9 protein-coding genes are annotated in these 13,105 nt (G+C 40.8%); 3 read left to right on the top strand and 6 right to left on the bottom strand.

Annotated elements, in window-relative coordinates:
• Positions 1-154 precede the first annotated feature (154 nt).
• Positions 155-1,504 carry an ABC transporter substrate-binding protein gene (locus tag I7804_RS04125; protein WP_092046305.1) on the bottom strand — a complete coding sequence of 450 codons (1,350 nt, stop codon included), beginning with the start codon at positions 1,502-1,504 and terminating at the stop codon, positions 155-157.
• 128 nt (positions 1,505-1,632) lie between these two features.
• Here I7804_RS04125 and I7804_RS04120 point away from each other — a divergent pair, with 128 nt between their 5' ends.
• The gene (locus tag I7804_RS04120; protein WP_177174101.1) at positions 1,633-2,484 is read left to right on the top strand and encodes an AraC family transcriptional regulator; all 852 of its coding nucleotides are present in this window, start codon (positions 1,633-1,635) and stop codon (positions 2,482-2,484) included.
• Between the two features lie 588 nt (positions 2,485-3,072).
• Positions 3,073-4,716 (top strand): hypothetical protein, encoded by a 1,644-nt coding sequence (locus tag I7804_RS04115; protein WP_248405080.1) that lies wholly within the window; start codon positions 3,073-3,075, stop codon positions 4,714-4,716.
• Positions 4,717-4,887: 171 nt separating this feature from the next.
• On the opposite strand, the gene I7804_RS04110 is transcribed toward I7804_RS04115, so the two are convergent.
• The 4 genes from I7804_RS04110 to I7804_RS04095 form a co-directional block, all read right to left on the bottom strand.
• Positions 4,888-5,988, bottom strand: a complete 1,101-nt coding sequence (locus tag I7804_RS04110; RefSeq protein ID WP_146204687.1) for an SGNH/GDSL hydrolase family protein — start codon at positions 5,986-5,988, stop codon at positions 4,888-4,890.
• Positions 5,989-6,224: 236 nt separating this feature from the next.
• Positions 6,225-7,970, bottom strand: a complete 1,746-nt coding sequence (locus tag I7804_RS04105; protein WP_248405078.1) for a sugar ABC transporter substrate-binding protein — start codon at positions 7,968-7,970, stop codon at positions 6,225-6,227.
• A 152-nt stretch (positions 7,971-8,122) separates the two neighbouring features.
• Positions 8,123-9,049 (bottom strand): carbohydrate ABC transporter permease, encoded by a 927-nt coding sequence (locus I7804_RS04100; RefSeq protein ID WP_027206448.1) that lies wholly within the window; start codon positions 9,047-9,049, stop codon positions 8,123-8,125.
• Positions 9,050-9,224: 175 nt separating this feature from the next.
• Positions 9,225-10,139, bottom strand: a complete 915-nt coding sequence (locus I7804_RS04095; RefSeq protein WP_248405077.1) for an ABC transporter permease subunit — start codon at positions 10,137-10,139, stop codon at positions 9,225-9,227.
• Positions 10,140-10,624: 485 nt separating this feature from the next.
• Here I7804_RS04095 and I7804_RS04090 point away from each other — a divergent pair, with 485 nt between their 5' ends.
• On the top strand, positions 10,625-11,593 hold the full coding sequence (locus I7804_RS04090) for an AraC family transcriptional regulator (RefSeq protein ID WP_022754795.1): 969 nt from the start codon (positions 10,625-10,627) through the stop codon (positions 11,591-11,593).
• A gap of 84 nt (positions 11,594-11,677) precedes the next feature.
• Here I7804_RS04090 and I7804_RS04085 read toward each other — a convergent pair whose 3' ends face one another.
• Positions 11,678-12,799 carry a DUF4317 family protein gene (locus I7804_RS04085; RefSeq protein ID WP_248405075.1) on the bottom strand — a complete coding sequence of 374 codons (1,122 nt, stop codon included), beginning with the start codon at positions 12,797-12,799 and terminating at the stop codon, positions 11,678-11,680.
• Positions 12,800-13,105 lie beyond the last annotated feature (306 nt).

The following is a 13,105-nucleotide window of genomic DNA, read 5'->3' as shown; positions in this document are numbered from 1 at the left end:
TCTTTTTTCTGTGGATTTTTTTAGAAATGGTCTGCACAAAAAGCACCCGGCCTATGTGCAGACCATTTGATCAAAATTAGATAAGAAAGGATTTCTTATAGCTATGCAGCATCCGAGTAAGTACCCTTCGCCAAAGTACATAGCTTATAATTCATTATTCTGCTGCGATAGCATCTTCGATTATCTTCTGTGCGTTATCACAAGCTGTAGACATAAGAGCCGGATCTTCAGGATTCTGCCATGCATCAAGGAATCCGCCAGCCTGCTGAAGTGCATCTTCCCATACAGGAGTCTTTCTTGTGTAAGGACGGAAGTAAAGGTCTCCCTCTTCCTCTGCTCTTGTGAATGCAGATACGTCCATTCCTTCGAAAGCGTTAGCAAAATCTTCTGATACGCCCTTCATACCGCCCATTGTTACGCCAAGCTTAGCCTGCTTGATCTGGCCTTCTTCTGAGCAGAAATAAGAGATAAGATCGTAGCAAGCCTGAGGATCTGACACACCAGCATTAGCAGCCCATCCAAGTCCATTGTAGCAGGAATATCTCTCACCTGAATCGCAGGATCCGTTGCCGTTAGTATCAGCATATGGAAGCATAGCCCATGCATAATCTGCGTGATTCTCAGCTGTGTAGAAAGAGTTGATCATCCATGAACCCTGAGTGATCATACCAACCTTACCTGACTGGAAGAGTGAATCTGTACCTGTCTCAGCAACTACTGACTGAGGAGCGCCAACTGTAAGGAGCTTTCTGACCATCTCCATAGCCTCTTTGCCCTGATCAGATCCGATTGTTGTGCCTTTGTGATCTTCTGTGATAACCTGTGCGCCGTAATCATATACAAGATTGTACCAGCCGTCCTGGTTGTTGGATGTGTTAAGAGCAAGACCATAGATGTCACCATTGGACTTCTCTGTGATAGTCTTAGCTGCTTCATACATATCTTCCCATGTCCAGTCATCTGTAGGAACATCTACGCCATACTCTTCAAAGATTGCCTTGTTGTACAAAAGAGCTATAGTATCATGATCCTTAGGAAGCGCATACTGCTTGCCATCGCTATTATAAAGATCCCATACACCTTCATAATAATTGTCTTTAACTATAGCGCTGTCTGCTGCTATATAGTCTGTAAGATCAAGAAGGATTCCATTCTCCATATACATCTGTGCTGTATTGGAGTGCATCCAGAATACATCCGGCATATCTCCGCCTGAAGCACCTGCTTCAAGAAGTGTCCAGTAGTTATCCCAGTCGATAACTTCTATAGATACTGCAACTCCGGACTTAGCTGTCCAGTCATCAGCGATCTCCTGGAGTCCCGGTTGCTGATTGCTATCCCATATGTTTATTGTGATTTTGTCAGTTGAATATGTCTTAGAGCCGTCATTAGAAGTCTGCGTAGCATTACCGCCATCTGTTGTACCTGAACCGCCTGAACTGCAGCCTACAACACCAGCTGCCAATACAGTGCACATAAGTAGTGACAATACTTTCTTTTTCATTTTCTTCCCTCCGTTTTTTGAACCCTTTACTTTAGTATCTTGTGCCTTTGATATTTTAAGTTTAGACTTATATCAAAATAACAAAAATGTTATTTTGTTATTTAAGTTTGTCATTTTGTGAGGTGGACATGATAAGAAATAAGTCAGAAGGTGTCGGTTTTGATTTCTGTGCATTCGTTGATTTTGATTCAAGTTCGGACGTACGTCTATACGAAATCGGTGACTATGTATGTGAACCGGAATACTCTTACGGACCTATTATAAGGCCGCGTGGAATCATCCATCTGGTTACTTCCGGTAGAGGAAAACTTACAATTGATAATACTACCTACAATGTTCACAAGGACCAGATATTCTTCATTCCTGCCGGTGTCAGCGCCTATTATATAGCTGACAAGGAAGATCCATGGACTTACAAATGGCTGCATATCGGGGGATCGAGGGTTATAGAAGTATTAAAAGATGCGGGTATCGACGAAAATAACCCTGTATTTACTCTCTGCGATCGTGGAAATAGTACAAAAGAGAACTTCTATAATATATTTAATAACATTTTTGCAAACTTTACAAGGGAATTTATATGTATATCAAAACTATACGAATTATTGGATTACTTTAGTGAATTTTCTTTAAAAGATGATGAGAGTTCTGAGAGTCTGCAGCTTCAATATGTGCATACAGTTATCAAATATATACATCTAAAATACTCTGAACAGCTTCGGGTTGAGGATATATCAAGGGCATGCGGTCTTAACAGGAGCTATCTGTCAAGGCTGTTCCATGATGCTACGGGGTCGACGATCCAGGACTTCCTTATGACTTATCGCATCAAGGAGGCTGCAAATATGCTAAGAAACTCGGATAATACGGTGTCCTATATCGCATTCGCTGTCGGATACTCTGACATCTACACTTTCTCCAAGGCCTTCAAGAAAAAGATGGGTCTTACGCCTACGGCATATCGTGAGAATGCGGGGTAAAAAAATGTAGGCTTTGCCTTCGGGGCTTTGACAAATATGCGTCGCCCAGTGCGAGGGCCCAGTCAGAGATGGTTTATAAAGTATTTTCTCGTTATTGAAGGAGTTATAATTCAGGGCATGATATCTGTAACTTTATATTCCAGGGGCCGAAACTCGCTTCGCTCAGACATGCGGCCCCTATGCGGAATATAAAGTTACATCTATCACGCTCCTGAATTTTATAACTCCTTCAAAAAACGCGAAAATATTTTATAAACCATCTCCGACTGGGCTCTCGCACTGGGCTATGCATATTTGTCAAAGCCCCGAATTGTAAGTTCTCGTATATGTGCTCTAGCGAGCACATCGTATTTAATTTCGCTATAGGATTGTGAATGATTAAAATCTTAGATTAGCAATATTAAGTCAAATAGGTGGAATGGTCTTTTTACTATAAGCATCTACATTATCTCGGATTTCATTAAAATAGTTGTTATGCATATTGGTTTATTAACAATATTCCGTTAATTATTTGTAGCTTTTAGACAATTTTTGTGGTATTATTTTGTGTATATTTATAGAATAAATAATATTTAATTAGGAGGAAAAATGAAATCTAATGTCATATCTTTCTTCTTGGCTACAGTTATAACTACAGGCGTTCTTGCTGGCTGTAGCAACAATTCCGCAAATGAGTCCACAACAGATCAAAGCAGTGCTATCTCAGAATCAAGCGAAGGAACTGATAGCAGCACTAATAACACCAATTCCGCAGATAACTCTGCAAGTGGTAATACGGGCACAGATGCCGATGCATCAGCTAATGACGCATCTCTTCCGGCATCTTTCGATGAGTTTATAGCTTCGCTTCATGCAGGGCAGTCATATGCTTATGCTCCTATATGTGATGGAGAGGAAGCTCTTCTTGTCACGAGTTATACATTCGATGATCTTAATGGTCATATAGCTACTTATGATGCTTCTATATATATAGAAGAAGGTGGCTCTGTCAAGAAGGTTACTACTGTTCAGAGCGGTGGCACTGCTTATCCTATTGCTGTAACTGCAGATAATGAGCTTATTGTAGGTAACAGGAATTCTGTTCAGGTCGCACATATTGACAAAGCTTCAGGTAAGTATGTGATAACCAGGGAATCAGATGTAGAATTTACAACTGATGAAGAGGGCGCTTATCATGACTATATAGAGGGGGAAGATGTCTCTATCGGAACAGATTCTACTCTTTATGATGAACTAGACAGTTTGTACTGGGATTCGGAAGTTATTAGTTTTGAAAGTGCCGGTATAGCTTCAGATAACACTCCAAATCTTGAGGGAGCTGTGTACGCTGCTTATGAAGGTGATGACTTATATAACATCTCCTGTTATATAGGCTTTGAATCTGACACTACAGGTTTCATGCAGACTCCGGATGGATTATCAGGAGCACCTTTTGATTATGAGCTTAAAGGCTCTGATATTGTATTCCATATAGCTTCCGCTGATGATAATACTGCTGCATCCTTTAGTTTTGATAATGCTTCATTCCCGGTTCTTACTTTTTCAGGAGAGAGTCCTTTTGAAAATCCTGAGGTTACACTTACATTCCTTGACAATGCTGATCCTGAAACTTTTGAGGCTTCAACCTACTACGAAAGAGACAACACTCTTTTAATGCAGGTTTCAAGCTATGACAAGACTTCTCTAACTGGTGATCTGTACCGCGAAGAGAAGATCAAAGAGGAGTTTGTAGACGGCGCGGTAGAAGGCGATATCCTTTCTTCTGTCAATGGTACAGCATTTACCGTAGTATCTTTTGAAGATGTTAACAAAGAGCTGGAATACGGAACAGATGATGAGTTCAAAAAAGACGTTGTTGGCACAACACGTTTTGACAAATTCCTGGTACGATCAAGCGATGATGACTTCTATTATGCTCTGCAAAAAGAAGACTATGAGACCTCCTACAAAGTTGTATCTCTTATGACAGAAGGCACTGTCAAAAAGCTGATCGCAAAGGGTGTAACTTTCAATATCAAAGAAGACTGCGTTATAGTCCTTCTTAAATTCGTATTAAACGATGAGTCAGGCGAGCTCAAAGAAGACTATATTATAGGCAGAGAGTTTGATCCCGAAAGCTATCCCGGCTGGTCTGAAGATGCTACAGAGTATTATCTCTCATCAGATATGCTTGTATCTATCAGTGTTGTAGATAATGAGCTGTCCTGCATCGTGCAGCAATATGTAGAATAACAATCATAAAGGAAACAACTCAAACTACCACTTGTATGGTACATGATCACCAAGAAAGTTTGAAATACTAAAGTAAAAGCCGCAAAAGACCGGGGCGAAAAGCTCCGGTCTTTACACGTGTTAGAGAGGATTTAGTGCTTACTCATTAATTTGGAGGGTGTGAAGTTAAGCCTAATTAAACCTTAGCGTCTCATACAGAACCTGTGCATATATTGCAGATATGAAGTCATTGGGGTGATTGAGCATATTACCAGTAACATCCATGTAACGCTTATGCCTTAGTATCTCCTTGTGTATGCTCTGCACGTCAGCAAGTACTATACCTCTTGATGTGATACTCCTAAGCGCATCTGCATACCTATCATGATAGCAGTCAAAATAATAAGGCGCAGTATGTACGTTAGGATTGGGAAGAGATGTTGATATCAGGACAAATTCGCACTTCGGGAATCTGTCTCTTATTTTGTCTATGATCTTAAGGGTCTTGGATGCATATTCAGGTCCGTCTACTCTGTCATTCATGCCAAATCCCAGGATCACAAGATCAGGTTTGCGATCTAGTACTCTTTCTTTTACATTGTCATATGCCCAGTCAGAATCCATGCCGCTTTCTGATACATTGATAAGGCTTACGTCCTTGTCATTGTCATAGTCATAGCTGTCACGAAGCCCGTCTATAAGGACTTTGGGCCATATGGGCTGATTGGGATTTTCACCATACATAGAGCTTGCATCAAATCCGCAGCAGATGCTGTCTCCATACAATACTATGTTTATCTTTTCTTTATTTTCGATCTTCTTTTTCAGATATGGAAGGTCATCTATCTGGTTGGTTGGAACATATCCTTCCCAAAGAGCTGTTGTTCTGTAGGTTATAGCTATCTGATGATCTGTCACATATGATGGTCTTCCTATAGCTCCAAGGTTTAGGTACCTTCCATCATTGGTCATGACAGGGCTGCACTCGAATTTGTTGTCCTGAGCTTCCATGGCTTCGTCCGCTTCCTGCCTTGTCTTAAATATGGCAAAAGAGCTATCGATGGCATTAATACTTGAGCCTGGTGTAATATGAATTTCACCCGCGTCAAGGTAACAGTCTCTGCCAAGTTCGTACACATTCTGACCATCATAACTTTCTATCTTTAAGATCCTGTCAGGCTTATATAGAAATGGAGCTTTGCAGACATCTCCGTCACCCAGCATTGCAAAGGTCTCTCTGTATACAATACTGGTATCCCATATTGGTGTTAGAAGAGTTCCGATATTATACATGTCATAACCTCGTTTACTGATTACTTAAGATAGATACTGATAGTGTTATTATGGGCAAAGCCTTGATCACTTCATTGTGATCTATATACATTTCAGCATCTATCTTAAATAGTCATTTTTAAATAAGCGGATACCAATTTCTTGGTACCCGCTTTTATTATGATCACAAGATTATAAAGTTATAGTCCTTACGATCATACTATTGGTATACTAATACTCCCCAAAGTTCTTTTTGATTATTTCATAGCTGCAATACGAGCATCTACAACTGCCTGATATTTCTCTGTATCAAATGCAACTACTGACTCCCATCCAAGACCATTAAGTGTTGTAACCATCTCATCCCACATCTGGTCGAACTCTTCTTCGCTTGTAGCCCATACCATTCTCCAGGATGCATCACAGATCTCTTTACCACACTGGCTTCTTGCAAGTGCAACATCTGTATCATCAGAAGGAAGTGACATGTTGATCCATGGAACGAAATCTGCCTTATCATTAGTCTTTAAGTAGTCAACTTCGTCTTTAGCTCCAAATCTTTCTTCCCATTCCTTAGTTGTAGCTGTTGTATTAAGCTCAACATAGCTTGCCCAGTAATCAGATGAGTATGTCTCGCCTGTTTCAGGGTTGGTCTCGATACCTGCAACGATCCACTGGTTGATGTTGTTGTTACCATCTGTGAATGTTCCGCCGCCGTACTCTTCAGGAATCTGAACATCAGCTGTGAATCTGTTAAGACCATCTTCTGTAAGCTCATACTTGCCATCAGCATTAACTGTGTACATAACGTCCTTGATACCAACGTGCTGTGTCTGAAGTCCATCAGGTGAGCAGTACCAGTCAAGGAACTCAAGAATTCTTGTCTTCTCTTCAGGTGTTACGCCTGATCCGATACCGATTACACGACCATCACCATAATAAGAATCTGATGTCTGGAATACGTTCATATCTTCGATAGGAAGCGGAACATAGTTCTTTCTTGCTTCGCCGTTAGCAGGTGTGTTAGTGAATCCACCCATCCAGTTGTTCCAGATAAGGTATACTCTTGTAGCACGCATCTTGTCACATGCTGAGTTCCAGTCCTGTGTAGCAGAGTCAGGATCTACGATACCTGCTGCCTGAGCCTTATAGAAGAACTTGAGCATCTTATAATAAGCGCCTTCCTTATCTGTAAGAGGTCTTATTGTATTATCTCCGGAGATAAGAACTGATCCGTTAACTTCTTCGCCATACCACTTTGTGAGCTGGTTAACGTTTTCAATACTAGTTCCGTCCCAATCAGGCCACATTGTGATAGCGTATGCCTTATCACCGTCATCATTAGTAGGGTGGTTCTCCTGGATAGTCTTAAGAAGGTCGATAAGATCATCTGTTGTCTTAAGATCAGGTGAGCCTGCTTCTACATAGTAGTCCCATCTTACACGAGGCATAGAGCTTACTGTATTCTCTACATAATCTGTAGGTCCATTGGAGTTCATCTCAAGCGGAATTGCGAATACGCTTCCATCACTTGCGCCTTCAAGATTAGCATTGAATGCCTCAATCTGCTCTTTGTACTTGGAAAGGTTTGGATAGTTCCAGATCTCATCACCTATATCCATTACAAGACCTGAGTTGATACAATCCTGCATGTCGGCATTGTCCAAAAGGACGATATCACCAAGGTTACCTGATGCTGCTCTTGTCTGATAGAGCTGAGAAGCATCACCTGATACCTGAGGAGCGATGATGTTGAGTTTGATGTTAAGACGGTCTTTTAATACCCATCCAAACCATCCTGTCTGCTCGCCCTGGTAGTTAGCTGCAACATCGTAGACTTCAAATGTCATCTCTTCAGAGTGATCTCCGGCGCCGGCACCTGCTCCCTGCTGCTGGCTGCCTGCCCCGCCTTCTGCTCCCTTACTACATCCGGTAATAGCAGCAACTGTCATTGCGGCTGTCAGACCTGTAGCAAGTACTTTTTTCTTAAAGCTGTTTTTCATATAACCCTCCTTTATAAATTCTGCGCAAGTTTCGCACAGTTATTAACTAAGTTACATTTAATCATCGTTACCTATAGTCTTTAAAAACTGTTCTTATAAAACTCATTGATTGCCGTTTTTATAAAATCACTTTCTTATCAAATCCAGTGATATCAGCCCTTAACAGCACCAATCATGATACCCTTTACAAAATATCTCTGGAATATCGGGTATACCAACATGATAGGAATTACTACAATAACTGTAATTGTCATACGGATGCTGGTTGCTGTCTGCATAGTAGCTGCAGCTGCAGCAAGTGAACTTGAGCTTGAGTTGTTGGCAAGTGATGACAGTGAACTTGCCTGATTCAGGTACTGATACAGAAGGAACTGTAAGCTGTAAAGTCTTGTCTCAGTGACAAGAAGGAGTGTATCCTGGAATGCATTCCACTGGTTAACTGCCGCGAATATGGCGATAGTAGCCATGATAGGTTTCATAACAGGAAGCATTACATGGAAGAAGGTCTTAAGTACGCCTGCTCCGTCAAGCTCTGCCGCTTCTGAAAGCTCTCCCGGAATTCCTTCTACGAAGGTCTTGGTAAGAATGATGAAGAAGGGAGATACAATAACAGGAAGTATGTATCCCAGGAAGTTATTGGTAAGGTGAAGGTTCTTCATTGTAAGAAACCATGGGATGATACCTGCATTGAAATACATGGTTGCTACAACAAGTCTGTACCAGAACTTCTTGGCCCACATGTATCTCTGAGCGAACATATAACCAAGATATGATGAAGCAGATACTGTGAGAAGCGCTCCTATGGCTGTTCTTAAAACTGATATCTTAGTTGCCTGGAAGAGGCCGTCAACCCTAAGTACACTTGCATAGTTGTGAAGGTGTATCTGCTGTGGCCAAAAGAGGATCACACCCCTTTGGCTTAAGTCATTGGCGCTTATAGTATTTATAATGATGTAATAAAAAGGGTATATACACACAATAACTGCGAATATGAAGAATATGTAGCAGCACACTTCAAGAACTATATCGCCTGTTGTTCTGTGCATTTTGTTTTTGGTGCTCTTACCGGTTTTTTCCATTTTCTTTACTCCGGACTTTTTTATTGTCATGTTTGATGGCTTATCACCATTTTCCTGAATTATACTTTCCATTACTCTGCCTCTCCTTTTAAAAAGCTACTGTTACTGCTCTTGTACGAGCTCTTGTATAAGCTCATGCATCACATTTGCAAAAACGCTGTCTAAAAGTTATGTATTACAGTATGCTTTCGCCTCTGACCATCTTGGATACACCATTAGCAAAGAACAAAAGTGCAAGGCTTATGATACTCTTGAGCATACTGATGGCAACTGAGATAGAGTAACTTCCGCTTCCCATCGCAAGGTTGAATACATAAAGGTCAAGCACCTGGATATATTCTTTGTTGAAAGCGTTCTGGAATACGTAGAACTGCTCCATACCGTTTGAAAGGAAATTACCGATATTGATCATAAGTAGTACGAAGAATGTTGGAAGCAGGTTCGGGATAGTTATAGTCCAGATGATCTTCCATCTGTTGGCTCCGTCAACTCTCGCAGCTTCATACATCTCTTCATCTATGCTTGAGATTGCAGATATATACATGATGGCTGCCCATCCAAGATTCTTCCAGGTAAGCCATAACCACTGAGTTAACCATACATGGTTGGATGACTGGAGGAAGAGGATCGGCTCCTTGATGATCCCAAGTCCCTGGAGGAATGAGTTCATCATACCTGTGCTGTTAAAAAGTGAAAAAGCTATTGAATATACAAGAACCCAGCTTATGAAGTTAGGAAGAGTCGTTGCTGTCTGAACGAACTTTCTGAATCTTGTATTTCTGATCTCATTGAGAAATACTGCAAAGAGCATAGGGATCCATGATGTAGAAAGAGTGATTCCACTCATTACGAAGGTATTTCTAAGTACTCCCAGGATCTGCTGAACCTTGACCGGAGACTCTACCATGGATTTGAACCACTTAAGTCCGACAAAGCTCTCGATTGTCATAGGCCTTGGCGGTCTGTAATCAAAGAATGCATATACCCATCCATATAGCGGGTAATAGCAAAAGATCAAAGTTAGAACTATAAAAGGTGCTATAAGTAAAAAATTTACAAAAGCCCTTTTCTCACGTTTGTTTTTGAACATTTTTTGACCTCCCCATATCTGCTGTTTTCATAGGATCGCATAAGCTTAATCGCTTTATGCCTTACCAAATCTAACAGCTATTCCTCTTATGCCAAAAATATATCATCCGGTATTCGTCAGATTTTCTCATTTTTTGTCTTAAATCGCTCAGTTTTTGTCATATCATTATCAATTCTTGCGCACAATTTACTAATTTGTGGTTAAGTTTCCGAATGATACGTGCTTTTTTGCTGATTTTTTGTGTAATAAATGCAAAACAGGATTGATATTCGAAGGCTTTTATATTATTATTTGTGCAAACTGTTCCTTACATTACAGGATGTAATAAAGGAATGTCCAGAAATACAGGGATGTATTTCTATTCCCTTTGCATGAAGTAATGTTGGAATGTTTTTTATCTGACATTCATGTCAAGGAATAGTCATCTTTTTATATATTAAATATGCTTTCAATATAGTTTAATATTCAGGGGAGGGCTATATTAGATGTCTAATAGAACTTTTTCCGGCGCAAATGCCATAACTGAAGAAGAAAGATATATGAATCCCATCCGTCCGCAGCCGTATATAGGCGGAACAGGGACAAGTTATGATGGAACATATGAATATGTAGACTATCTTCCGGGGACCATGGTTCGCATATGGTACACCTCCAAGCAGGAATGCTTCGGACTGCACTATCATCAGCCCCTTGAGATCGTCCAGTGCGAAAGGGGATATTATATCAGCACTATACAGGGTGTTGAATACAAGATATGTCCGGGGGATATCCTGATAATCCCCAGCAAGATGATCCATACTCTCTTTCCTATGAATGATTGCAGAGGTTATGTGCATCTTCTGGATCCGTCGATCATCAATGATATCAGAAGTACTGCCCTTATCAAGGACATCCTGGACAAGCCTATACATATAAAGTCAGAGACTGATCCTGTTCTTGCAGAGAATATAGGATCCATATTGTATATGATGCATGATGCATACTTTGGATCCAATTCACTTAGAGAGCTTATTGTGTACTCATATCTTCTGCAGATACTTGAGAAAGTAGGCAACAGCCTCTTGGCAGGAGCTCTGCCTGATCAGAAAGATTATCAAAACAGCGCCAAAGAACTTGTAAAATACAACAAGGCGCTAAACGAAGTATGTGAGTACCTGTCATCGCATTACAGTGAGCATCTAAGTCTTGAGGAAGTGTCCGAGAAGTTCGGATTCTCGACATGTTATTTTTCAAGAATATTCAAAGAGTATACCAATACCGGTTTTAAAGAATATGTACATACTTGTCGGATCAAACATTCAAAAGAGCTTCTAACCAAAACCGATCTTAGTATAAATGAAATTTCTGCAAAGGTAGGATTTGAAACAGCCCAGTCTTTTAACAGAGTGTTCCTTAAAAAGACAGGCAACACACCATCAGGATATCGCAAACTATACAAAATGAAGACAGTCTAAGTGGCTGTCTTCATTTTCAGTTGCAGTCTTCATTCCCGGCGGTATAGGCTGTGTTATTTAAAGTTATTTCGATTTATTATGTGTTTACGCTTCGTTCATAAGAGAATCAAGAAGCGCTTTAAGCTTGTCATATGGAATAAGTGATTCCGGCACAAGGAAGAACTTGCGTCCATTAACATCACGCTCTATGATCTTATCTTCAGGAAGGACTACCTGATCTTTGTGGAAGTTATTCAGGCCTTCAAATACCTGTTCACTTTCTTCTTCCATCATTGCTTCTTCGCGAAGCTTTTCCTGCATAGCCTTCTCTGTGAGAGTTTCGATATTCTCTCCAAAGTTTTCAGGTCTTGTTTGAATCTCTACATCACTATTCTGACGAATTGATGTATCAACGCCTTCAGACTGGCTTATACCCTGCTCCTGATATAGTCCGTATCCATCTGCTGTAGCAAAGGCATCTTCTGACTGCTCTCCTGCCAGAGTTGTAAGGCCGTCATCTTCAGTGTTTCCTTTATCTTTTTTCTTAGGCTGCGGTTTGACATAATCAGGGACATCTGCTGCGTATATACCGCGTATCATATTTCGCTCAGGGTCATTCTTGACTACGCAGAGCATATTGTCGTAGTCAGATGATCTGTCATTAAATGAAGGATACATAAATCCTGCAACAGGATTACCAAGAACCTTGATAACATCGGATGCATGGAGCTTATTGTCAGCTGTTTTCATGATGCCTCCCTTGGCAGGCTTAAAGGGACATATGCAAGCAGCTATATAGTTATAGACTTCTTCAGATTCTCCGGTCTTGTTCTTGCCTGTATCCTTAGCGGGTACGTCATAGGCATCTGAGAATACCAAAAGGGCGAATTCGCCGTCTGCGTCATAGTTGTCTATGATCTGCTGTGCCCAGGCTCTAACAAGTCCTGCATCAGGGATATCAGACTGAGCCAGTGCTGTAAGGAGTCTTGCATCATCGCCTATTACTGTTACATCCTCTGCAAAGGCTCCGCCTGCTGATGAATAGGCTTTGCTTATAAGAGATATATACTTCTTCTGTTCATCGTCATCAAGTGTTAGAAAGCGGGTAGAGTCAGCGCCTTCTATCTCCTTGCCCTCATTATCAAAAACAGCATATGCCATGCCACTAAATGAGCAATCCTTAAATTTAAATCTCTTCTTAATCTCTAAAAGTTCTGATCTGTTCACGTAAAAAATCATCCTCCTTGAATTGTTATGTACCGCGTGAAGCCCCACTTAGGCATAGCCGTGTCCTTGAAGGATTTGCAGGAACACCTACACCCGAGCAGAGTATAAATCATTGTCATGCTTTTAATTGTTTTATAAATTCATGGCATGATATCTGGTGCTTTTTATTCTGGGGGCCAAACTCGCTTCGCTCACACATGTGGACCCCAAGAAGAATAAAAATCCCCATCTATCATACTCATGAATTTTTATAAAACACTTAAAAAGTATGTCAATGATTTATACTCTGCTCGGGTGCAGGTGTTC

Origin of the sequence: Butyrivibrio fibrisolvens, assembly GCF_023206215.1 — a bacterium.
Classification (GTDB): domain Bacteria; phylum Bacillota; class Clostridia; order Lachnospirales; family Lachnospiraceae; genus Butyrivibrio; species Butyrivibrio fibrisolvens_C.
The sequence above is the reverse complement of the archived record's forward strand: the minus strand, read 5'-3'. Positions and strand labels throughout refer to the sequence as shown.

Bases quoted from the DNA above. Each gene is read 5' to 3' on its own strand.
- I7804_RS04125 (WP_092046305.1), bottom strand. From the start codon at position 1,504: ATGAAAAAGAAAGTATTGTCACTACTTATGTGCACTGTATTGGCAGCT.
- I7804_RS04120 (WP_177174101.1), top strand. From the start codon at position 1,633: ATGATAAGAAATAAGTCAGAAGGTGTCGGTTTTGATTTCTGTGCATTC.
- I7804_RS04115 (WP_248405080.1), top strand. From the start codon at position 3,073: ATGAAATCTAATGTCATATCTTTCTTCTTGGCTACAGTTATAACTACA.
- I7804_RS04110 (WP_146204687.1), bottom strand. From the start codon at position 5,988: ATGTATAATATCGGAACTCTTCTAACACCAATATGGGATACCAGTATT.
- I7804_RS04105 (WP_248405078.1), bottom strand. From the start codon at position 7,970: ATGAAAAACAGCTTTAAGAAAAAAGTACTTGCTACAGGTCTGACAGCC.
- I7804_RS04100 (WP_027206448.1), bottom strand. From the start codon at position 9,049: ATGGAAAAAACCGGTAAGAGCACCAAAAACAAAATGCACAGAACAACA.
- I7804_RS04095 (WP_248405077.1), bottom strand. From the start codon at position 10,139: ATGTTCAAAAACAAACGTGAGAAAAGGGCTTTTGTAAATTTTTTACTT.
- I7804_RS04090 (WP_022754795.1), top strand. From the start codon at position 10,625: ATGTCTAATAGAACTTTTTCCGGCGCAAATGCCATAACTGAAGAAGAA.